We start from the raw sequence: 19,703 nt of genomic DNA, 5'->3' as shown, positions 1-19,703 counted from the left end.
GGACTCAGATCCCCACAGTGAAGCCGTTTGACCAGGTCTGCATCTCCTGGATGAGCAGGTCCCACGCGCCCGTCAGCAGGAGTACCCCGGTCACGATCATCATGCCGCCGCCGATCCGCATGACCCATGCGTAGTGGCGCTTGACCCAGCCGAAGGCGCCGAGCGCCCGGCGGAAGGCGATGGCCGCCAGGACGAAGGGGACGCCGAGTCCGAGACAGTACGCGACGGAGAGCACCGCCCCCCGGCCGGCCGTGGCCTGCTCGAACGCCAGCGCGTTGACGGAGGCGAGCGTCGGGCCGAGGCACGGCGTCCAGCCGATCCCGAAGAGGGCACCGAGCACGGGCGCTCCGACCAGCCCGGTCACCGGCCGCTTGTGGATCCGGAACTCGCGCTGCGTCATCCAGGGCATGAGGCCCATGAAGAAGATCCCCATGAGGATCATCAGGATGCCGAGGACCTTGGAGAGCGTCCCGCTGTACTCCTGGAGCGTCTGGCCGAAGAAGCCGAAGAGGGCGCCCCCGGAGACGAACACCACGGTGAAGCCGAGCACGAAGAGGGAGGCTCCGGCGACGGTCCTGCCGCGCCGCCGCTCGGCCAGGTCGGCGCCGCTGACGCCGGTGACGTAGCTGAGGTAGCCGGGCACCAGCGGCAGGACGCACGGCGAGAAGAAGGAGACGAGACCGCCGAGCAGGGCGATGGGCAGCGCCACGACGAGCGCCCCGCTGAAGACCGTCTCGTTTCCGCCGGTGATCGCGGCCAGTTCGAGCACCGGAGTCACTTCTCCGCGGCCAACGGGTCGATCATCTTCCGCAGCTTCTCCGCGTCGAGCGCGGCGAGCGAGCGTGCGGCGAGCTTCCCGTCCCGGTCGATGACCACGGTCGACGGGATGGCCTGGGGATTCAGCGTGCCCTTGGGGAAGCGCAGGAGCAGCTTCCCGGTCGGGTCGTAGATGCTCGGGTAGGTGACCCCGAAGTCCTTCTCGAAGCTGAGCGCGAGGGACTTCTGGGGGTCCCGGGTGTTGACGCCGACGAACTGGACGCCCTGGGCCTCGGTCGCCTTCGCCACCTTCTCGAAGTGCTTGGCCTCGGCGCGGCAGGGGCCGCACCAGGAGCCCCAGAAGTTCAGGACGACGACCTTGCCCTTGTAGTCGGCGACGGAGAGGTCCTTGCCGTCCAGGGTGGTGCCGTCGAGCTTCGGAGCATCCGTGCGGTCGGCCCTGTCGACGGTGGAGATGCCCCCGCTGCCGGTGACGAAGTTGGTGTTGCCGCCGCCGCCGGCCTTGGTGCCGCCACCGCACGCGGACAGGATCAGGACACCGGCCACGGCGGTGGCGGCCAGCAGGGCGGAGCAGCGTCGGGGTGCACGGCCAGAGCTCATGTGAAAAGTTTCGCATGGCAGTTCCGGGGATCTTGGGCACCCCCCTCGGTGCCCGTAAAGCCCCTTGTCAGGCCTGTTTAAAGAAGGCGTTCCAACCGCCCTCCGGGGCCTGTCCCACCTGGAGCGAACGGAGCTTGGTGAGCACCGCCGGGTCCTGTACGTCGAGCCAGTCGACGAACTGCCGGAAGGAGACGAGGCGCACATCCGGCTTCCCCGCGATGTGCTTGAGCGCTTCCTCGACGGCGTCCATGTAGATGCCGCCGTTCCACTCCTCGAAGTGGTTGCCGATATAGAACGGCGCGCGGTTCGTCCCGTAGGCGCGGTCGAATCCGGCGATATACGCGTCGGTGGCCTGGGTGCGCCACCCCGGATAGCGCGACGGCATGCCGTTGGTCGAATTCTTCGACTGGTTGGCGAGGATGTTGTAGTCCATGGAGAGGACTTCGAAGGTGTGGCCGGGGAACGGAATGCCCTGGAGCGGAAGGTCCCAGACGCCCTGGCGCTTCTCGGGCCACATCTGGGTGCCGCCGGGTGAGCTCGCGTCGTAACGCCAGCCCAGCTGCTTCGCGGTGGGCAGGAGGTTGTCCTGGCCGAGCAGACAGGGCGTACGGCCCCCGACCAGTTCCTTCCGGTAGTCGAAGGGCAGCGGTTCGAGATCGTTCCACCCGGTGTTGGTCCGCCATTCGGTGACGAACGACACCGCCTGGTCGATCTCGCTCTGCCATTGCGCGGGGGTCCAGTTGCCGACCGATCCGGAACCGCCGCAGAAATGGCCGTTGAAATGGGTGCCGATCTCGTGCCCGTCCAGCCAGGCCTGACGGACGTACTTCAGGGTCTGCTTGACGTGGTCGTCCGAGAGATAGCCGATGTCGGAGGCGCCCCGGGGGTTGTTGGGCGGGCGGTAGAGGGACTTCTTCGACTCGGGCAGCACATAGAGCCCGGAGAGGAAGAAGGTCATCGCCGCGTCGTGTTCCTCGGCGAGTTCGAGAAAGCGCGGGAAGAGCCCGTTGCCGACCTCGCCCGCCCCGTCCCACGAGAAGATCACGAACTGCGGCGGTGTCTGGCCGGGTTCGAGCGGAACGGGGGCGGCGGGCTGATTCGGCTGCTTTCCGGTGTCGGCCGTGGAACCGTCACCGATCAGCCTGACCTGTTTCTTGGGAGGGCCTCCGCCATTCCCGTGCGTCCCTTTGCCGCCCTTGGCGCCCTTCTCGGGATCCGGCTTGCCACTGTCCGAAGAGCCGAGAGAGCCGCAGCCGGTCATCGACAGTGCGGCTGCGGCTCCGAGGCCGGCCCCGAGCAGGCCCCTTCGGTTGATTTCACGCATAGCGTCCCCATCTGCGGTCGTATTACCTCAAGGCCATACAAACTGGCGATGGCTTAGATGAGGAAACCAACACGACGGTTCCACTGATAATCACAAAAGTTGTTACGTGAACACACCCTTACAGGTGCTGCACACGGCGCACAGAACGGCGGGCCCGCGGGCCCGGGGCGGCTACGCCCCGAACGCCTTGGACTTCCCCTTCACCGGCTTCGCCCCCGCGAGGAGGTGCGCCGGCACCAGGTCCCTGGCGGGCTCGGTGTACCCGACGGACACGATCTCGTCGCCCTGGTACGTGAAGGTCGTCAGCGAGGCCAGGGTGCACTGCCGCTTGCGCGGGTCGTGCCACAGCCTGCGCCGCTCCACGAAGCTCCGCACGATCCAGATCGGCAGCTGGTGGCTGACGCAGACCGCCTCGTGGCCCCGGGCGGCGTCGCGCGCCGCGTCCAGGGCGCCCATCATCCGTACGACCTGCTCGATGTACGGCTCACCCCAGGACGGCTTGAAGGGGTTGGTCAGGTGCTTCCAGTTCTCGGGCTTGCGCAGCGCGCCGTCGCCGACCCCGAAGGTCTTGCCCTCGAAGACGTTGGCGGCCTCGATGAGGCGTCCGTCGGTGGCCAGATCCACGCTGTGCGACTTGGCGATCGGCGTGGCGGTCTCCTGGGCGCGCTCCAGCGGGGAGGCCACGACGTACGTGATGTCGCGCTTCTCCAGGTGCTCGGCCACCCGGTCGGCCATCCGGCGGCCGAGGTCGGAGAGGCTGTAGCCGGCCCGGCGCCCGTAGAGCACGCCGTCCGGGTTGTGCACCTCACCGTGGCGCATCAGGTGGACGACGGTGATGTCCTTCGCGCTGTTCTCGCTCATGCGGTGGCCTCCGATGCGGCACGGGCGGCGGCGGGCAGCGCGGCGGCGACCCGCTCGATCGCCCGCGCGTCGTGGGAGGTGGAGACGAACCAGGACTCGAAGGCGGAGGGCGGCAGGTACACGCCCTGCTCCAGCATCGAGTGGAAGAACGCGGTGAAGCGGAAGGCCTCCTGCTTCTTCGCGTCCTCGTAGTCACGGACGGGCTCGTCGGTGAAGAAGACGGAGAACATGTTGCTCGCCGCCGACACGGTGTGCGCGACGCCCTCCTTGGTGAGCGCCTCGCCGACCAGGGCGCGCAGCTCCGCCGAGACCGCGTCGACCTTGGCGTACGCCGCGTCGTCCAGCAGCCGCAGCTGGGCGAGGCCGGCGGCGGTGGCGACCGGGTTCCCGGAGAGGGTGCCCGCCTGGTAGACGGGGCCGGCGGGGGCCAGGTGCGCCATCACGTCGGCACGGCCTCCGAAGGCCGCGGCCGGGAAGCCGCCGCCCATGACCTTGCCGAAGGTCATCAGGTCGGGCCGCACCCCGTCGATGCCGTACCAGCCGGCCTTGGACGTACGGAAGCCGGTCATCACCTCGTCGGAGATGTACAGCGCGCCGTTGGCCGCGCAGATCTCCTTCAGCCCGGCGTTGAAGCCGTCCGACGGCGGGACGACGCCCATGTTGCCCGGCGACGCCTCGGTGATCACGCAGGCGATCTCCCCGGGCTGCGCGGCGAACGCGGCGCGCACGGCCTCCAGGTCGTTGTACGGCAGCACGATCGTGTCGCCGGCCTGGGCGCCGGTCACACCGGGCGTGTCGGGCAGACCGAAGGTGGCGACCCCGGAGCCGGCCGCGGCCAGCAGCGCGTCGACGTGGCCGTGGTAGCACCCGGCGAACTTCACGACCTTCGCGCGCCCGGTGAATCCGCGGGCGAGCCGGATCGCGGACATGGTCGCCTCGGTGCCGGACGACACCAGCCGCACCTGCTCAACCGGCTCGATCCGGGCCACGATCTCCTCGGCGAGCGCGACCTCCCCCTCGCCCGGCGTACCGAAGGAGGTCCCCCGGGCCACCGCGTCCTGGACGGCCGCGGTGACCTCGGGGTGCGCGTGGCCGAGGATCATCGGCCCCCACGAACACACGAGATCGACGTACTCACGGCCGTCGGCGTCGGTGAGGTACGGACCCGTACCGGACACCATGAACCGGGGCGTACCGCCCACGGCCCGGAAGGCACGCACGGGAGAGTTCACGCCGCCGGGCGTCACGACGGACGCCCGGTCGAACAGCGACTGCGAAACTGGGGCTTGGTATGAATACGCCACTTTGGTCCTGATCTGCGATTCGGAGTTCGGCGGCCTGACCGGAATTCCCGGCCGCCGGTGAGCAGGGAGCGCGCTCTCCCCGTATGAGGCTCGTACAACGAAAGGGCGTCAGTCTCCTCGAGGGTGCGAAACTGAGTCGTCATAGGGAAAGCTCACACATGCCATGGTGTCAGAGGCGTCGACGGTCTTGCGGACAGGTGTTTCACCGCACGCCCGTGGGGGAGGTCACTGACGATGATCGGGTTGCGCGGCGGGGCTGTGTCTCCTAAGAAGTAGTCGGGTGGATGAGATATGCATCGCGGTGGCGGAGTGGGCGAAGGGACCGACGACCTGGGGCCCGAGCCTGCCCGGCGAGGGCGGCACCGGCGCAAGGCCGAGCGCGAGGCCGAGCGTGTGCGGGAGGCCCAGGCGGGCGGCGTCGACGGTTCGGGGAGCAGGAGCAGTGGAAGGGTGGGGGTGACCTACAAGTACTTCGGTGCCCCTGACGGGGCCACCGCCGCACGTGTGCCCATCTCCATGCGCCCCGAGGAGCTCGGCGGCGACGAGCTGGGCATGGGCGGCATGTTCAGCAAGATCAAGCCCGAGACGGTGGCGGCCATGGTCCTCACCGGCATACAGGGCATACCCCTGAACAAGGTCCCCCCGCTGGAGCTCGTCGTGCTCCACCCCGACTACGCGGTGGTCAAGCTGCCGATGACCGTGGTCGACCCGCTGCGGGACGTCGGCGAGGAATCGGTCGGCGCGGCGGCCTTCATCTGGTCCACGGTCCCCGACCGCGGCGGCCCGCGCGACGCCTTCAACGTCTACCAGCTGCTCCACGAGTGGCAGGACTTCTCGCACCGGCTGCACGACGCGGGCCACCAGGCGTACTGCCTGGTGTGGCCCTGAGGAGCGTCCGCCGGGCGGAGCCGCCGGTCCGCGTGTCACCCCTCTCCTCCGGTGTAGGACCATGTGACCCATGACGGCGGAAGAACTGCGCGTGGTCGTGGAAGCCCTGGACGACGGTGTCGTCCTGATCCGTGTCCGGGGAGACCTGGACGGCTGGTCGGGCCCCTCCGGGCTGGCCGAGGCACTGGACGAGGCGGCCGGGAGCGGGGGACGGCTGACCGTGGCCGATCTCTCCGGGCTGGAGTTCGCGGACTCCACGGCGCTCCACACCTTGCTGAACGCACAGCACCGCCATGCCGCGGCCGGGGTGCCGCTGGTCCTGGCCGGGCCGCTCGGGACGGGCGTGCGCCGGCTCTTCGAGGTCTCGGGCACCGGCGGAGCCTTCACGTTCGCCGAGACGGTGGACGCGGCACTGACATGCTGAGCGCCCGCGCGGGACGTCCGCAGGCCGGTCCCCCGCCGGGGAGTGTGACCGGAGGCCGTCCGGGCAGGCGCAGAAGGTAATGAACGGGGAACGAGAAATGCTGGAGGACGGCATGCATCGGGCCGAAGGGCCGGATGTGGCCGTCGGCCCGCCTGCTCCGGAGAAGCCGGTACGTACGGCCCGCGCGGCCGGGAGCACGGGTCCCGCGCCCGGCCTGCCGCGGAACGCGGCCGCCGCTCGCGACGCCGTCGTCCGGATCCTGCGGGAACGGTTCGGCGGGGCGGGCGGGGAAGAGCCGGCCCCACTCGTGGTGGCAGACGCGCTGCTGGTGACGTCGGAGCTGGTCACCAACGCCGTCCGGCACGGGGGCGGGCTCACCGGATTCACGACGGAGATCACCGACGAAGGCCTGCTCCTGACCGTCAGCGACGCCAGCACCCGGCCACCGGTCACGGCGGAACGCGATCCGGCCGCGGCCCCGATCGGCGGCTACGGCTGGCCCCTGGTGCGCCGCCTGGCGAAGCGGGTGTCCATCACGTACGTCCCCGACGGCAAGCACATCGTCGTGCTGATCGCCCTCGGCTGAGCGGGCGTCAGCCGGACGGGGCGGGTGGTGTGCCCTCGCCCTGCCCGGTCTCCCGGCCGGCCCCGGCCCCGGCCCCGTCGAGGACGAAGAGCCGCGCCGTCCCGGTGACGTCCAGCATCCTGCGGAGGAAGGCGGGCGGGTTCTCCAGGTGCAGTGCCACACCACGGGCCGACGTACCGCGGTGGATCAGCAGGAGGCTGGAGACGCCCATCGAGTCGCACAGCCGCAGCCCGGAACAGTCGAGGAACAGGTCCTGCGGTCCGGGGCCGGCGGCGAGGCAGGCCCGCGCCCGTTCCACGAGCAGGTCGCTCGTGTCGAAGTCCAGGTCGCCGACGAGACGCAGCCGTACGGCGCCCGGGCCGGTCTCGACCTCCACGGTGAACGGCGGACGGGGACGTTCGGTCATCCGAGGGCTCCGGGGTTGTGGCCGGCGGTCACCAGGAAGGTGTCCAGGACGGTGCGGGCCCGGCCGAGCAGCCGGGTGGACCGGGGGAAGTCCTTGAGCTCCGCGCCCAGGACGTCCAGGACCGGCCCCAGGGACGCCGCCGGGACCCGCCGGGCCTCCAGGATCCCCGCGGTCCACGCCAGGAAGCCGGTGAAGAGCTCGTCGTCGTCCATGTAGAGGGCCACACCCAGGTGGTCCACGACATGGGCGATGTCCTGCGCCGTGTGCTCGCGCTGCTGCTCCGTGTAGGCGGCCGCCGCGGGGAAGCGGGTCTCCAGCTGCGCCATCACCTCCCGCACGAGCTGCGGCCTGCTGCGTACGACGAGGGTGTACTCCTGGTCCCCGAGGTGCGGCAGATCGTCGATCTGCTGCCGCCCGGCGGCCGGGCCCGCGATGCCGGCCGCGATCCGGCGTGCCGCGGCGCGCGCGTCCGGCTCCCAGGCGTCGGCGCCCAGCCGGAGTGCGTGCCGCCCGTCGGCCCCGAACGCCGCCCCGCCCGCCAGCACGGGCACCCCCACGGCCTGGCAGGCGGTGATCGCCGCGTGCGCGGTGGGCAGCCTGGTGGGGAGGGAGGACGACAGCGCGACCACGTCGGCGCCGTTGCTGTGCAGATGCCCGATGAGATGGGGCGTGGGCACCTGGGCGCCGAGGAAGTCGACCTGCCAGCCGCGCAGCGTGAGGACCTCGGCCAGCAGCCGGGCCGGCAGTACGTGCCATTCCTGGTCCACACACGCCACGGTGACCCGGCCGAGCCTCGGTGCGGTGCGCACGGCCGGGCGGTGGGCGAGCGCGGCGATGACCCGCTCGGCGATGGCGCTCGCCGCGTGTTCCTGGGCCACGCCGATGCGGTTGGCGGCCCATTCGGTGCCGACCCTCGCCTGTACGGGGGCGATGACGTCCAGGAGCACGCTCTCCGCGTCGATCCCGTCGTCCAGCGCGGTGAGGACCACCGCGGCGGCGGCGTGTTCGTCCCGGTCGGTCACCGCGGCCCACAACCGGTCCTGAAGGCCGTCCGTCCCGGGCGCGGCAAGCGTGTGAGTGCTCATCCCGTGTACCTGCCCCGGGTGTGGCCGTCCACCGCGCTGAGATGGGTGGTCATCGGGGCGGTGATCGCGACGAGCGCCATGTCGTCGTGCCGGCCGTCGTGCAGCCACTGGGACGCGAGCACCTGGATGCGCTCGACCACGGCCGTGCCCGGCATGCCCCCGCACTCGGCCAGGGCCCGTCTCAACCGCTCCTCGCCGAAGAGTTCGTCGCCGAGGGGCCCACCGCGCGCCTCGGTCACCCCGTCGGTGTAGAGCAGACACGTCTCGCCCGGCAGGAGGTCGGTCTCCACGGTGCCGGCCTCGATCTGGGGCAGGGCGCCGACCAGGGTGCCCCGGGTCTCGATCTCCTCCACCCGGCCGTCGTTGCGGATCACCAGCGGGGCGGGGTGGCCCGCCGACGTGAGGCGGAGCCGCACCCGGTTCTCCTCGCGCCGGACCGAGGCCAGCACCAGGGTCGCGAAACGGGTGTGGTGCGAGTTGAGGAGCGCCCCGTTGAGGAGCCGCAGCATCTGTTCGTGGTCGCCGGCCATCGGCGTGAGCGCCTGGAGCGTGTTGCGGATCTTGCCAGTGAGCACGGCCGCGTCCAGGCCCTTGCCGCACACGTCGCCGAGGACCGCCAGCGACGCGTCGTCGGGCGTGCTGCCGGGGTGTACGTCGTAGAAGTCGCCGCCCACCCGGTCCCGGTCGGCGGAGGGCCGGTAGCCGCCGGCGAACTCGACGCCGTGCACCCGGCTCAGCTCGGGCGGCAGCAGATCGCGCATCAGGGTGCGCGTGATGTCGCTCTGCTCCGCGTACAGCCTCGCGGCGGACAGGGCGGCGCCGGCCCGCGCGGCGAACAGCCGGGCGAAGACCTCTTCGCTCTCGTCGAACCCGGTGGCCTCCGTGCCGCGCAGCAGGACCAGGACACCGGCCGGGACCCCGTGCCCCGGCAGGGGTGTGACGACGGCCGACCCGACGGTGCCGGTGAAGTCCTCCGGGAGGAGCCACGCGGGCAGTGAGGCGGGATCGATCCACCGGGAGGGTACGGGCGGGAAGCCCTGGAGTGCCTCGCTGAGGCCGGGCACCTCCTCCGGGTCCGCCGTCACCGTGCCGGTGACCGCCGCCCGGCCCTCGACCGCGTACGCCAGGGACAGCTTCCGCCCCACGGCGGGCCCGACGACCACGGCGGCCTCGGCGAGGTGGCGGGAGGCGAGCTGGGCGGTGACCCGCATGCAGCGGTCGGTGTTCAAGGAGGCCAGGAGCACGTTCGACGCCTCGGCCAGGAAGGTGGTCCGCGCGCGCTCCACGGCCAGTTCGTCCTCTGCGAGCCGCCGGTCGGTGATGTCGTGCAGCCACCACACCGTGTCGCCGTCGTGGTTGGGGGCCGGGTGCGCCTCGAAGCTCCGCGCACCGATCCGCCCGTGGAAGGCGGAGGGGCGCGGGCCCGGGGCCGGATCGTCGTCGGCCGTCGGGCGGGCGGGACCGGTCACCTCCCGATGGGCGTGGGCCAGCCAGGCCGGCGCCGCCTCCGTCAGCGGGGCGCCCCGAGGCGCGCCCCCGAGGAGCGCCTCGGCCGCCGGGTTGAGGTCGACGACCGTTCCGGCCGTGTCGACGACGAGCCCGGCGTACGGGGCCCGGCCCCACAGGCCGGTGCCGGACACCGGATCGTGCTGCGTTCTCGTATCGATGGGTTCCTTCAGAGGTGCCATGAGGGGGGACCCGCCTGCGGCGAATCGCACCACCTTCCGACTGGATGAATTCACTTTCCCAGCGGCAACCATTGCCCAGCGGAGGAGCTGCTGGCAACCCACCCCCCTGCGCGGGCCGGGGCGCGCGGCGGCGCGCACACCGTCCGTACCGAGGAGCTTCACGGGAGGCACACACTTCTCACGGCCCCTCGGAGACCGCCCGGGCGAAGCCGTGCGGGTCACCGCGTCCGCACCGGCTCAGCCGCTCCCGGCGAGCCTGCCGCTGAGGGAACCGTGCAGGTCGGCGCTGCGCTCGTCGAGGCCGGTGATCTCCACGCTCTTCCCGCGCTGTTCGTACTTCGTGGTGATGGCGTCCGGCGTCGCGACCGCCGGGGTGTCCCAGATGTGCGCCGCCGTCAGGTCGCCGTGATCACCATCACCACGATCTCCCCGGCGGGCATCCGCCTGAGGGTCCCGGGGGCGACGGAGTCCGGGGCGGGCAGCCGGACGCGTGAGCGCTCCCGGCGGGGTGCGGAGCCGCAGGGCACCCTTCGGCCATTCATTGGCCGAAGAATGATCTCCAGCCGCGCCGCGGGGTCTGCCGATGCAAGGAGCACGACCCCCGAGGAGGCCCCCCGCATGGACGATCTGCTGCTGGCCCTGTCCGTCCCGGCCGTGGTCATCGCGAGCGGGGTGTACGCCGTCTGCGACTGCCGGCGGCAGCGCCGGCGCCCGGCATCGCCGTACACCCGCCGGGCGGCCCGTCTCGCGGCACGCGACACCCTGGCCCTGGCCGAGTCCGTCGTCGACCGCGCGTACGCCGCGCTCGGCGGGCTCTACACCGACCCGGCCGCCCCGTACCCGGCCGCGCCCGCGCCCGTCGTCAGCTGCCGGACGGACTCCAGCCGGGATCCCGGCCCGTCACGGCCAGCACCCGCTCGAAGGCCGTAGCCCCGGCGGGCACCGGGAACGGCTCGCCGAACACCTTCATCTCCCGCGCCTGCGGGGCCAGCGCCGCAAGCCCCGGCTCCAGCTCCGCCAGGACCGCCGCGTCCGGCTCGAAGTCCTGGCCCGTCGCCCGCGCCAGGTCCCAGGCGTGCACGGTGAGGTCGCCCAGCACCATGAGCCCCACCGTCCTGGCCGGCATCGCCATGCCCCCGGCCTCCCCCTCCTCCGCGCCCGGCTCGGCCCAGGCCTTGACCAGCAGCGCCGCCGCGTCCTCGAACCGGCCGCGCCAGTCCCCGGTGACGACGTCGTCGGTCCCGCTGAAGTCGGGGGTGCCCTTGGCCGCCAGGATCCGGAAGTTGTCGATGACGAGGAAGAGGTGGTTCAGCAGGGCCCGTACGTCGTACTCGTCGCACGGGGTGGTGCCGCCCAGCCGGTCGTCGTCGATGCCCCGCACGACGGGGACCGCCCGCGCGCCCGCTTCCTGGAGGAGTTCACTGATCGTCTTCATGTCTCCGACCATGCGCCAGGACACGGCACGGCGTCTTGAAGAAACGCGACAGCACGGCGGGCGGGCGTCCTAGGATCCCCCCATGGCCGGACCCCGACGGGAGACGCGGGGCATCGTCGACGCCCCCGAACTGTTCACCCGCGTACAGCTGCGTCTGCGTGATCCCGCCCCGGCGCTCCGTCCCCATCTGGAGCACTACTGGCTGATCGACTGGGACCTCCCCGAGCCGTACACCTCGCACGTGGTGCCGCATCCGAGCGTCCACCTGGTCTTCCAGCGGAACGAGCCGGGCGGCGAGGCGGAGCCGGCCGATTCCGCCGAGGTCTACGGCATCGTGCAGGGCCTCTTCAGCCGGCGTCTGGAGGGCAGGGGACGGGTCTGCGGCGTGAAGTTCCGGCCCGGCGCCTTCCGGCCGTTCGCCCCGCACCGGCCCGTGTCGGAGTGGACCGGGCGCAGGGTCCCCGCCGACGAGGCACTGGCCGTCCCCGGTGAGCTGCCCCGCGCCTCCACAGCGGCGCGGGCGGTGCTCGGTCCGGCCGACGAGGACGCCAGGGTCGCCGCGCTGGACGCCTTCCTGCTGCCCCTCCTCCCCCCGCCGGACCCGCAGGCGGAACTCGCGACACGGCTCGCCGAGCTCGTACGCACGGACCGCTCGCTGCTGCGGGTCGACGCCCTCGCCCGCGCCGCGGGCCTGTCCGTCCGCTCGCTCCAGCGGCTGTTCTCCACCTGTGTCGGGGTCGGGCCGAAGTGGGTCATCCTGCGCCACCGCATCCACGAGGCGCTGCAACGCGCCGAGCAGGACCCGGAACCCGACTGGGCGGCGCTGGCCGCCGACCTCGGCTACAGCGACCAGGCGCACCTGGCCAGGGACTTCGCGGCCACGGTGGGGGTCCCGCCGACGGCCTTCGCACAGCGCTGACACGCCACCGGCCGGCCGGCCGGAAACCTCTCGCCGCCGCACCGCGCACAGTGGCATCCTGACCGGGTGAACGGACCCGAGATCTCCCTCGAAGTAGCCCCGGAACTGCGGCTCTTCGTCGCCCACGACCGCCGCCGCGGACGCACCGCCGTCACCACGGACGGCTCGTCGACCCTCGGGCACGTCGTGGAGTCGCTCGGCGTCCCGCTCACCGAGGCCGGGCAGCTCCTCGTCGACGGCCGCCCCGTGCCCGTGTCCCACATCCCCGGCGCGGGCGAACTGGTCGAGGTGCGGGCGGTGCGGCGCCCCCAGCAGGTCCCGGGCGCTCCGCTGCGCTTCCTGCTCGACGTCCATCTGGGCACGCTCGCCCGCCGGTTGCGACTGCTGGGCGTGGACGCCGCGTACGAGAGCGAGGACATCGGCGACCCGGCGCTCGCCGCGCTCTCCGCCGAGCAGCGGCGCGTCATGCTCTCCCGGGACCGGGGGCTGCTCCGGCGCAGGGAGATCTGGGCGGGGGCGTACGTCTACAGCGACCGGCCCGAGGAGCAGCTCCGCGACGTCCTGGGCCGCTTCGCTCCCGTACTCGCGCCGTGGACCCGCTGCACCGCCTGCAACGGGCAGCTCGCGAAGGCGGACAAGGAGTCGGTGAGCGGCCGGCTGGAGCAGGGCACGCAGGCGTCCTACGACGTGTTCGCGCAGTGCGCCGACTGCGGCCGGGTGTACTGGCGGGGTGCGCACCACGCGCGTCTGGAGGCCATCGTGGCGGACGCCGTACGCGAGTTCGGCGGGGCGGGGAACCCGACGCCGACCGCCTGAGGGAGCCCGGGGCCTCAGGGGCCTGAGGACTCAGAAGGCGTAGGCGTCGCCCGTGGACAGGGCCAGCACCTCATGCGTGTCGTTCCGCCGGTTCCGGTCGCTCGCGCCGCCGTTCCAGACGGTGTCCACCCGCACCACGACCTCCGCCGGCCGGCCCGTGAGGCGCAGCCCGAGGGCCGTGCGCCTCGCCGCCCCGGCCACCCGGAGCGGCCCGGTCCCGCACAGCACCGTCCGGCTGTCGGCGCGCAGACAGCCCTGGGGCAGCCGTTGCCAGGCCGCGAGCGGGACGGAGAAGCGCAGCCGTACGGTCGCGTCGGTGAGCGGCGACGGCCCCCGGTTCCCGGTCCGCACCTGGACCCCGAGCCGCTCGTCCTGGAGGGAGACGCGGCCGTGGTGGGACACGTCCGCCTCCGGGGCGATCCCCCGGGGCGCGGGCTCGGCCACGGCGGACAGCCCAGGGCCCAGCACCACAGCCGCCACCATCGCCGTCACGGCGGGCACCCTCAGCACTGCTGCACTCGTCACTCGCATCCGGCGAACATACCGATGATCCGCCAATCACCCCTGCGTACGGACCGGTTCGCCGTGCTTCCCCACCCGCACGGCCCACCCGCGCCGTCCACCGGCGCCCCGGCGGATCCGGCCGGCGGCCGCCGCGCCCCGGCGTGACACCCTGGCCCCATGCTCGTCGCCCGTTCCGTCGCCCTCTTCGTCGTGGCCGCCCTCTTCGAGATCGGGGGTGCCTGGCTCGTCTGGCAGGGCGTGCGCGAGCACCGCGGCTGGATCTGGATCGGGGCGGGCGTCATCGCCCTCGGGGCGTACGGCTTCGTGGCCACGCTCCAGCCGGACGGTGACTTCGGCCGCATCCTCGCGGCGTACGGCGGGGTGTTCGTCGCCGGTTCGATCGCCTGGGGCATGGTCGCCGACGGCTACCGCCCGGACCGCTGGGACGTGACCGGCGCGCTGATCTGCCTGGCGGGCATGGCGCTGATCATGTACGCCCCCCGTAACCACTGAGGGTGCCTCCGGGCCGCCGCAGGTGCGTCCGGAACCACTGGAGGGTGCCTCCGGGCCGCCCGCCTATCCTGGCCACGTACCGATCAGCTGCCCGAGGAGTTCGCATGGCCGCCACCCCCATCGCCGTCATCACCGGCGCGAGCAGCGGCATCGGCGCCGCGACCGCCAGGCAGCTGGCCGCCGCCGGACACCGCGTGGTGCTCACCGCGCGCCGCAAGGACCGCATCGAGGCCCTGGCCGCCGAGCTCACCGAGGCGGGTCACCAGGCGACGGCCTACGCCCTGGACGTCACCGACCGCGCGGCGGTCGACGAGTTCGCCACCGCGTTCCGGTCCCTGGCCGTGCTGGTCAACAACGCCGGAGGGGCGCTGGGCGCCGACCCGGTGGCCACGGGAGACCCCGACGACTGGCGCCGGATGTACGAGACCAACGTCATCGGCACGCTCAACGTCACCCAGGCCCTGCTCCCCGCCCTCACCGCGAGCGGGGACGGCACCGTCGTGATCCTCTCCTCGACGGCCGGCCTCTCCACGTACGAGGGCGGTGGCGGTTACGTCGCGGCCAAGCACGGCGAGCACGTGCTGGCGGAGACGCTCCGGCTGGAGATCGTCGGCACCCCGGTCCGGGTCATCGAGGTCGCGCCCGGCATGGTGAAGACCGAGGAGTTCGCCACGACCCGCTTCCGCGGCGACACGGAGAAGGCCGCCAAGGTCTACGCGGGCGTCGACGCCCCGCTCACCGCCGACGACGTGGCCGACACGATCACCTGGGCGGTCACCCGCCCCAGCCACGTCAACATCGACCTGCTGGTGGTCCGCCCCCGCGCCCAGGCCTCCAACTCGAAGGTCCACCGCACCACCTGAGCGTCCGGGCGCGGACGGGGCCGGCGCACGGCCGGCCCCGTCTCAGCCCTTCACGCAGACGACCTGCTTGAGCTTCGCGACGACCTCGACGAGGTCCCGCTGCTGGTCGATGACCTGCTCGATCGGCTTGTACGCCGCCGGGATCTCGTCGACCACACCGGAGTCCTTACGGCACTCCACGCCCCGCGTCTGGTCCTCCAGGTCCTGGGTGGAGAACTTCCGCTTGGCCGCGTTCCTGCTCATCCGACGTCCGGCCCCGTGCGAGGCGGAGTTGAACGACTTCGCGTTACCGAGGCCCTTCACGATGTACGAGCCGGTCCCCATGGAGCCCGGGATGATCCCGAACTCCCCCGAGCCCGCGCGGATCGCGCCCTTCCGGGTGACCAGCAGGTCCATGCCGTCGTACCGCTCCTCCGCCACGTAGTTGTGGTGACAGGAGATGACCGGCTCGAACGTGACCCTGGCCTTCTTGAACTCCTTCCGGACCACGTCCTGGAAGAGGCCCATCATGATCGAGCGGTTGTACTTGGCGTACTCCTGCGCCCAGAACAGGTCGTTGCGGTACGCCGCCATCTGCGGGGTGTCGGCGACGAAGACCGCCAGGTCACGGTCGACGAGGCCCTGGTTGTGCGGGAGCTTCTGGGCCTGCCCGATGTGGAAGTCGGCGAGCTCCTTGCCGATGTTCCGGGAGCCGGAGTGCAGCATCAGCCACACCGACCCGGCCTCGTCGAGACAGAACTCGATGAAGTGGTTGCCCGAGCCGAGCGTTCCCATCTGCTTCGTGGCGCGTTCCTGACGGAATTTGACCGCCTCGGCGATCCCGTCGAACCGCGACCAGAAGTCGTCCCAGCCACTGGTCGGGAAGCCGTGGAGCCTGCCCGGATCGACCGTGTCGTCGTGCATCCCCCGGCCCACCGGGATGGCCTGCTCGATCTTCGACCGGAGTCGCGAGAGGTCTCCCGGCAGGTCGTTGGCCGTCAGCGACGTCTTCACCGCCGACATCCCGCAGCCGATGTCCACGCCCACCGCGGCCGGGCAGACCGCGCCGTGCATCGCGATCACCGAGCCGACCGTCGCGCCCTTGCCGAAGTGGACGTCCGGCATGACCGCGAGCCCCTTGATCCAGGGCAGCGTGGACACGTTCCGCAGCTGCTGCATCGCGACGTCCTCGACCGACGCCGGATCCGCCCACATACGGATGGGAACCTGCGCACCAGGCACCTCTACATACGACATAACTCCTCGATTCCCCCGAAAAAGACTGAAAGCGCAAAACCGGTGCCGAGGTCGGCATACAGGTCGGCCGACCGGCATTCACAGCGGCGCGTGCGATACACATTGTGTCCACCGGCCGCCATCGAGCGGCAACCCGTTTTCGTACCGAAGGGAGCCTGGGACCGTGCGACACATGGCGTACGTACCCGGCGTCGCGCTTCTCGTGGCGCTCGTCGCCGGCTGCAGCGCCGGCTCCGACGCCGACGACCCCGCCGCCGACAGCAAGCCCGGCAGCCCGACGGTCTCGGCCGCGCCTCCCGGGAAGTACCGGACGCTGCCCGAATCGTGCCGCGCCGTACCGCGCTCCACGCTCAAGGACCTGCTGCCGGGCGCCGCCGACCTGCCCGAGGAGCAGCAGGACAAGGTGTACGAGGGCACGGCCACCGTCACCTACGACACCGACCGCAAGGTCGGCTGCCGCTGGAAGTCGGACGCCCCGGACGCCTCCCGGAACCTGTCCATCGACTTCGAGCGCGTCGTGTCGTACGACCCCGCGGTGAGCGACGACGACCGCGCCCGGGAGGTGTACGCCAAGAAGGAGGAGGCAGCCGCCCTTCCGACCTCGGCCGGTGTCACCCCCAGCGAATCGGCCTCCCCGTCGGCGTCGGGCAGCCGCACCCCGTCCGGGTCGCCGAGCGGCATATCCTCCCCGTCGGCCTCCGCCGACCCGTCCGGCAGCACCACCGCCGCCGACCCCGACGCGGACCTCCGGCCGCGCCTGCTGGACGAGCTCGGGGATGCCGCATTTCTGGACGATGCGCTCACCCGGGCAGGTTCCACCGCACAGCATCGCACCGTGAGCGTGGTGTTCCGCACATCGAACGTCATCGTGACCGTCCATTACACCGAGCAGCCGGCCCGTGTGACCGAGGTTCCCGACAGCAGGGAACTGCAGGAGAAGGCCCAGGCCCTGGCGCGGAAACTGGACGAGGCCCTCAGCGACTGACCAGGCCCCGGCGGCCTCCGGCCGGAGCTCCCCGAGCGGTTTCGGGCCTCCGGCCGGAGGCGGCATCCGGGCGCCGTCCGTCGTACCGTGGCCCCCGACCCACGTACGGATCGACGTACCGCCCGACGAACCACCCGACGAACCGCCCGACCACCCGCACGACCGAGACCGCCGTGCCGTCCGAGTGAAGGAACCATGCACCGATCAGCCCCGCGACTCTCCCGCATACTCGCCTGCGCCGCCGTTCCGGTGATGCTCGTCGTCGCCGGCTGCTCGTCGGACTCCGGCGACGCGAAGGCCTCGGACTCCTCGACCTCGCCGAGCGCGCAGAAGTCGGAGCCGGCCGTCGAGCCCGCGAAGTTCACCGAGCTGCCCGACGCCTGCACGTCGATCGCCAGGAAGACCATCGAGGACCTGGTCCCCAAGACCAAGACCAAGGGCGGCACCCCGGGCAAGTCCAGCGACACCACCAGCCGCGGCGGCTGCTCCTGGAACGGCCTGGACGACAACGGCGTGAAGGGCTCGCAGTACCGCTGGCTCGACGTCGGCTTCACCCGCTTCGACTCGGACCAGTCCCTGGGCAGCGGTGCCAAGCGCGCGACGGACGAGTACACCAAGCAGGTCTCCAAGGCGCAGGCCACCGAGGGCGCCGAGAAGCCCGCGGCCAAGCCCGTCGACGCGCTCGGTGAGCAGGCCACGGCCATCACGTACGGCCTGACCAAGTCGAAGGAGAAGTTCGAGTACGCGACGATCGTGGCCCGTACGGGGAACGTCGTCGTCAGCGTCACCTACAACGGGGCCGGCTTCGCGGGCGCCAAGACGCCCTCCGCCGCCGACATCCTCGAGGACGCCGGGAAGGCCGCCAAGGAGGCCGTCGCCGCGGTCGGCGCCGATGACGCCGACGCGGGGAAGTCCTCGGCCTCCCCCTCGGCAAAGGCCTCGGCCAAGTCGTGACCTGAGCCCGGCAGGAGCGTCAACTCCCCTGCCCCGAGCCGCTTCAACGAAGCCCGGTGCCCCCGCGAGCACCGGGCTTCGGCCCCTCCCCGCGCAACGGGCCCGCCCGGCATGTGCCAGGCTGTGCCCGCGCCGGATGCCGAAGTGGAGCCGGGCCGTCGAATGTTCGGGAGGGGATCGCGGGTGGCCGCAATACCGCTGACACGCACACACCGCGTACTCATCGGGGTCGTCGTCGCGGGCGCCGTGCTCATCGCCGCGATCGGTTTCGCGGGCTCGTACGCCGCCGTCCGTGAACTCGCGGAGGAGAAGGGCTTCGGCGACTTCTCGCTGGTCTTCCCGATCGGCATCGACGCGGGCATCTGCGTCCTGCTCGCGCTGGACCTGCTGCTGACGTGGATGCGCATCCCCTTCCCGCTGCTGCGTCAGACCGCCTGGCTGCTGACCGCGGCGACGATCGCCTTCAACGGCGCCGCCGCCTGGCCCGACCCGCTGGGCACCGGCATGCACGCGGTGATCCCCATCCTGTTCGTCGTCGCCGTCGAGGCCGCGCGGCACGCGGTCGGCCGGATCGCGGACATCACCGCCGACAAGCACATGGAGGGCGTCCGCCTCACCCGCTGGCTGCTCTCCCCCGTCCCCACGTTCAAGCTGTGGCGCCGGATGAAGCTGTGGGAGCTGCGCAGTTACGAGCAGGTCATCAAGCTCGAACAGGACCGGCTGATCTACCAGGCCCGCCTCCAGGCCCGTTTCGGCCGCAACTGGCGCCGCAAGGCCCCCGTCGAGTCGATGATGCCGCTGCGCCTGGCGAAGTACGGTGTGCCGCTCGCCGAGACCGCCCCGGCCGGTCTCGCCGCCGCGGGCATCGAACCGGCGCTGCTGCCGCCCGTCCCGGCGGTCGCGGAGGCGGAACAGCAGCATCCCCAACTCCCGTACGCCGCGCAGCCGCAGGACGAGCCCGCCCCGTACGACGCATACGAGCAGGAGCAGCACCAGCACGCGCAGCAGCAGTACCCCCAGGAGGACCCCGGCTCGCACGACAGCCCCTGGTTCGCCGCGCCGAAGGTGCTGGACGAGGCGTACGAGAGCGCGTACGACCCGACGTACGACGAGGGCGTGGACCCCGGCCCCGTGATGATCCCCTCGGGGGCGCCCGGCCGGACCCGCCCCCTCGGCAACGTGGGCACGGTCGGCGCGTTCCCGCACCCCCGCCCGGCCGAACCGGAGGCGGAGGAGCCGCGGCGGCAGCCGGAACAGGGCGCCGGCCAGGAGGCCGACCCGGCCGAATGGACCGAGGACGAGATCGAGTTCAGCGACATCGCGTACGAGGTGTTCACCGCGTACACGCATCAGCACCAGGACTACCCGAGCGCCGAGGTGCTCGACATTCACCTGTCGGACGGCCACAACGTCCGTCACCCGCGCAGCGCCGCGCTGCTCCGGCGGATGCTGCCTGGCTTCAAGCAGCGCTTCGACAACGAGATGGCCGCGGACCACATCGCGTAGGGGAAGAGACATGAGGACGGGCGGGCCGC

Annotated in this window: 23 protein-coding genes and 1 pseudogene; 11 read left to right on the top strand and 13 right to left on the bottom strand. The window is 71.8% G+C overall.

Annotated features, from left to right (window positions below):
• Positions 1-4 precede the first annotated feature (4 nt).
• From ACZ607_RS34485 to hemL, 5 genes are all read right to left on the bottom strand, one after another.
• Positions 5-778, bottom strand: a complete 774-nt coding sequence (locus ACZ607_RS34485) for a cytochrome c biogenesis CcdA family protein (protein WP_469741763.1) — start codon at positions 776-778, stop codon at positions 5-7.
• Entirely contained in the window at positions 775-1,377 is a 603-nt protein-coding gene (locus ACZ607_RS34480) for a TlpA family protein disulfide reductase (protein ID WP_469741759.1), read from the bottom strand. Before ACZ607_RS34480 ends, ACZ607_RS34485 begins: the two co-directional genes overlap by 4 nt.
• A 67-nt stretch (positions 1,378-1,444) precedes the next feature.
• Entirely contained in the window at positions 1,445-2,701 is a 1,257-nt protein-coding gene (locus ACZ607_RS34475; protein ID WP_469741756.1) for a polysaccharide deacetylase family protein, read from the bottom strand.
• Between the two features lie 171 nt (positions 2,702-2,872).
• Positions 2,873-3,562: a histidine phosphatase family protein gene (locus tag ACZ607_RS34470; protein ID WP_469741754.1), complete on the bottom strand. Its 690-nt coding sequence runs from the start codon at positions 3,560-3,562 to the stop codon at positions 2,873-2,875.
• A complete protein-coding gene (gene hemL, locus ACZ607_RS34465) occupies positions 3,559-4,866 on the bottom strand; it encodes a glutamate-1-semialdehyde 2,1-aminomutase (protein WP_469741752.1) in 1,308 nt (435 codons plus the stop codon). The genes ACZ607_RS34470 and hemL overlap by 4 nt, the downstream gene beginning before the upstream one ends.
• Before the next feature lie 291 nt (positions 4,867-5,157).
• Between hemL and ACZ607_RS34460 the strand changes: the two genes are divergently transcribed.
• The 3 genes from ACZ607_RS34460 (at position 5,158) to ACZ607_RS34450 (ending at position 6,764) form a co-directional block, all read left to right on the top strand.
• Positions 5,158-5,754, top strand: a complete 597-nt coding sequence (locus tag ACZ607_RS34460; RefSeq protein WP_099177687.1) for a hypothetical protein — start codon at positions 5,158-5,160, stop codon at positions 5,752-5,754.
• A gap of 70 nt (positions 5,755-5,824) precedes the next feature.
• A complete protein-coding gene (locus tag ACZ607_RS34455; RefSeq protein ID WP_469741749.1) occupies positions 5,825-6,178 on the top strand; it encodes an STAS domain-containing protein in 354 nt (117 codons plus the stop codon).
• A 112-nt stretch (positions 6,179-6,290) separates the two neighbouring features.
• Entirely contained in the window at positions 6,291-6,764 is a 474-nt protein-coding gene (locus tag ACZ607_RS34450) for an ATP-binding protein (RefSeq protein WP_469741746.1), read from the top strand.
• 7 nt (positions 6,765-6,771) lie between these two features.
• Here the strand turns inward: ACZ607_RS34450 and ACZ607_RS34445 are convergent, their stop codons facing one another.
• The 5 genes and pseudogenes from ACZ607_RS34445 to ACZ607_RS34425 all read right to left on the bottom strand — a co-directional run bounded on the left by ACZ607_RS34445 (position 6,772) and on the right by ACZ607_RS34425 (position 10,485).
• Positions 6,772-7,170 (bottom strand): STAS domain-containing protein, encoded by a 399-nt coding sequence (locus ACZ607_RS34445; protein WP_469741744.1) that lies wholly within the window; start codon positions 7,168-7,170, stop codon positions 6,772-6,774.
• Positions 7,167-8,255, bottom strand: a complete 1,089-nt coding sequence (locus tag ACZ607_RS34440) for a cobalamin B12-binding domain-containing protein (protein WP_469741742.1) — start codon at positions 8,253-8,255, stop codon at positions 7,167-7,169. Before ACZ607_RS34440 ends, ACZ607_RS34445 begins: the two co-directional genes overlap by 4 nt.
• Positions 8,252-9,943, bottom strand: coding sequence for a SpoIIE family protein phosphatase (locus ACZ607_RS34435; protein WP_469741740.1), 1,692 nt, complete (start codon positions 9,941-9,943; stop codon positions 8,252-8,254). The genes ACZ607_RS34440 and ACZ607_RS34435 overlap by 4 nt, the downstream gene beginning before the upstream one ends.
• A 237-nt stretch (positions 9,944-10,180) precedes the next feature.
• A pseudogene (locus ACZ607_RS34430) lies at positions 10,181-10,345 on the bottom strand (SulP family inorganic anion transporter); the annotation flags it as partial.
• Positions 10,339-10,485 (bottom strand): hypothetical protein, encoded by a 147-nt coding sequence (locus tag ACZ607_RS34425; RefSeq protein WP_469741739.1) that lies wholly within the window; start codon positions 10,483-10,485, stop codon positions 10,339-10,341. The gene ACZ607_RS34425 and the pseudogene ACZ607_RS34430, both read right to left, overlap by 7 nt.
• Before the next feature lie 76 nt (positions 10,486-10,561).
• Here ACZ607_RS34425 and ACZ607_RS34420 point away from each other — a divergent pair, with 76 nt between their 5' ends.
• The gene (locus ACZ607_RS34420) at positions 10,562-10,873 is read left to right on the top strand and encodes a hypothetical protein (protein ID WP_469741737.1); all 312 of its coding nucleotides are present in this window, start codon (positions 10,562-10,564) and stop codon (positions 10,871-10,873) included.
• Here the strand turns inward: ACZ607_RS34420 and ACZ607_RS34415 are convergent.
• Positions 10,806-11,378 carry a TIGR03086 family metal-binding protein gene (locus tag ACZ607_RS34415; protein WP_469741735.1) on the bottom strand — a complete coding sequence of 191 codons (573 nt, stop codon included), beginning with the start codon at positions 11,376-11,378 and terminating at the stop codon, positions 10,806-10,808. The genes ACZ607_RS34420 and ACZ607_RS34415 overlap by 68 nt on opposite strands.
• An 82-nt stretch (positions 11,379-11,460) precedes the next feature.
• On the opposite strand from ACZ607_RS34415, the gene ACZ607_RS34410 reads away from it, so the two are divergent.
• Both ACZ607_RS34410 and ACZ607_RS34405 read left to right on the top strand, forming a co-directional pair.
• Positions 11,461-12,297: a DUF6597 domain-containing transcriptional factor gene (locus ACZ607_RS34410; RefSeq protein ID WP_469741732.1), complete on the top strand. Its 837-nt coding sequence runs from the start codon at positions 11,461-11,463 to the stop codon at positions 12,295-12,297.
• A 66-nt stretch (positions 12,298-12,363) separates the two neighbouring features.
• A complete protein-coding gene (locus ACZ607_RS34405; RefSeq protein WP_469741729.1) occupies positions 12,364-13,113 on the top strand; it encodes a Mut7-C RNAse domain-containing protein in 750 nt (249 codons plus the stop codon).
• 30 nt (positions 13,114-13,143) lie between these two features.
• Here ACZ607_RS34405 and ACZ607_RS34400 read toward each other — a convergent pair whose 3' ends face one another.
• A complete protein-coding gene (locus tag ACZ607_RS34400; RefSeq protein ID WP_469741727.1) occupies positions 13,144-13,644 on the bottom strand; it encodes a hypothetical protein in 501 nt (166 codons plus the stop codon).
• Between the two features lie 150 nt (positions 13,645-13,794).
• Between ACZ607_RS34400 and ACZ607_RS34395 the strand changes: the two genes are divergently transcribed.
• Positions 13,795-14,130 carry a YnfA family protein gene (locus ACZ607_RS34395; protein WP_099177679.1) on the top strand — a complete coding sequence of 112 codons (336 nt, stop codon included), beginning with the start codon at positions 13,795-13,797 and terminating at the stop codon, positions 14,128-14,130.
• A gap of 104 nt (positions 14,131-14,234) precedes the next feature.
• On the top strand, positions 14,235-14,993 hold the full coding sequence (locus ACZ607_RS34390) for an SDR family NAD(P)-dependent oxidoreductase (RefSeq protein ID WP_469741724.1): 759 nt from the start codon (positions 14,235-14,237) through the stop codon (positions 14,991-14,993).
• 42 nt (positions 14,994-15,035) lie between these two features.
• Here the strand turns inward: ACZ607_RS34390 and ACZ607_RS34385 are convergent, their stop codons facing one another.
• Positions 15,036-16,229: an RtcB family protein gene (locus tag ACZ607_RS34385; protein ID WP_469741721.1), complete on the bottom strand. Its 1,194-nt coding sequence runs from the start codon at positions 16,227-16,229 to the stop codon at positions 15,036-15,038.
• 172 nt (positions 16,230-16,401) lie between these two features.
• On the opposite strand from ACZ607_RS34385, the gene ACZ607_RS34380 reads away from it, so the two are divergent.
• From ACZ607_RS34380 to ACZ607_RS34370, 3 genes are all read left to right on the top strand, one after another.
• Positions 16,402-17,214, top strand: coding sequence for a DUF3558 domain-containing protein (locus ACZ607_RS34380; RefSeq protein ID WP_469741719.1), 813 nt, complete (start codon positions 16,402-16,404; stop codon positions 17,212-17,214).
• A gap of 195 nt (positions 17,215-17,409) precedes the next feature.
• Positions 17,410-18,168, top strand: coding sequence for a DUF3558 domain-containing protein (locus ACZ607_RS34375; RefSeq protein WP_469741717.1), 759 nt, complete (start codon positions 17,410-17,412; stop codon positions 18,166-18,168).
• Positions 18,169-18,351: 183 nt separating this feature from the next.
• Entirely contained in the window at positions 18,352-19,674 is a 1,323-nt protein-coding gene (locus ACZ607_RS34370; RefSeq protein ID WP_469741715.1) for a DUF2637 domain-containing protein, read from the top strand.
• Positions 19,675-19,703 lie beyond the last annotated feature (29 nt).

The sequence above is a fragment of the Streptomyces sp. NPDC104381 genome (assembly GCF_055583745.1).
The sequence above is the reverse complement of the archived record's forward strand: the minus strand, read 5'-3'. Positions and strand labels throughout refer to the sequence as shown.

What these genes read in the sequence shown, in the direction of transcription:
- ACZ607_RS34480 (WP_469741759.1), bottom strand. Translation starts at nt 1,377, where the DNA reads ATGAGCTCTGGCCGTGCACCCCGACGCTGCTCCGCCCTGCTGGCCGCC.
- ACZ607_RS34475 (WP_469741756.1), bottom strand. Translation starts at nt 2,701, where the DNA reads ATGCGTGAAATCAACCGAAGGGGCCTGCTCGGGGCCGGCCTCGGAGCC.
- ACZ607_RS34470 (WP_469741754.1), bottom strand. Translation starts at nt 3,562, where the DNA reads ATGAGCGAGAACAGCGCGAAGGACATCACCGTCGTCCACCTGATGCGC.
- ACZ607_RS34460 (WP_099177687.1), top strand. Translation starts at nt 5,158, where the DNA reads ATGCATCGCGGTGGCGGAGTGGGCGAAGGGACCGACGACCTGGGGCCC.
- ACZ607_RS34455 (WP_469741749.1), top strand. Translation starts at nt 5,825, where the DNA reads ATGACGGCGGAAGAACTGCGCGTGGTCGTGGAAGCCCTGGACGACGGT.
- ACZ607_RS34450 (WP_469741746.1), top strand. Translation starts at nt 6,291, where the DNA reads ATGCATCGGGCCGAAGGGCCGGATGTGGCCGTCGGCCCGCCTGCTCCG.
- ACZ607_RS34445 (WP_469741744.1), bottom strand. Translation starts at nt 7,170, where the DNA reads ATGACCGAACGTCCCCGTCCGCCGTTCACCGTGGAGGTCGAGACCGGC.
- ACZ607_RS34440 (WP_469741742.1), bottom strand. Translation starts at nt 8,255, where the DNA reads ATGAGCACTCACACGCTTGCCGCGCCCGGGACGGACGGCCTTCAGGAC.
- ACZ607_RS34435 (WP_469741740.1), bottom strand. Translation starts at nt 9,943, where the DNA reads ATGGCACCTCTGAAGGAACCCATCGATACGAGAACGCAGCACGATCCG.
- ACZ607_RS34425 (WP_469741739.1), bottom strand. Translation starts at nt 10,485, where the DNA reads ATGAATGGCCGAAGGGTGCCCTGCGGCTCCGCACCCCGCCGGGAGCGC.
- ACZ607_RS34420 (WP_469741737.1), top strand. Translation starts at nt 10,562, where the DNA reads ATGGACGATCTGCTGCTGGCCCTGTCCGTCCCGGCCGTGGTCATCGCG.
- ACZ607_RS34415 (WP_469741735.1), bottom strand. Translation starts at nt 11,378, where the DNA reads ATGAAGACGATCAGTGAACTCCTCCAGGAAGCGGGCGCGCGGGCGGTC.
- ACZ607_RS34410 (WP_469741732.1), top strand. Translation starts at nt 11,461, where the DNA reads ATGGCCGGACCCCGACGGGAGACGCGGGGCATCGTCGACGCCCCCGAA.
- ACZ607_RS34400 (WP_469741727.1), bottom strand. Translation starts at nt 13,644, where the DNA reads ATGCGAGTGACGAGTGCAGCAGTGCTGAGGGTGCCCGCCGTGACGGCG.
- ACZ607_RS34395 (WP_099177679.1), top strand. Translation starts at nt 13,795, where the DNA reads ATGCTCGTCGCCCGTTCCGTCGCCCTCTTCGTCGTGGCCGCCCTCTTC.
- ACZ607_RS34390 (WP_469741724.1), top strand. Translation starts at nt 14,235, where the DNA reads ATGGCCGCCACCCCCATCGCCGTCATCACCGGCGCGAGCAGCGGCATC.
- ACZ607_RS34385 (WP_469741721.1), bottom strand. Translation starts at nt 16,229, where the DNA reads ATGTCGTATGTAGAGGTGCCTGGTGCGCAGGTTCCCATCCGTATGTGG.
- ACZ607_RS34380 (WP_469741719.1), top strand. Translation starts at nt 16,402, where the DNA reads ATGGCGTACGTACCCGGCGTCGCGCTTCTCGTGGCGCTCGTCGCCGGC.
- ACZ607_RS34375 (WP_469741717.1), top strand. Translation starts at nt 17,410, where the DNA reads ATGCACCGATCAGCCCCGCGACTCTCCCGCATACTCGCCTGCGCCGCC.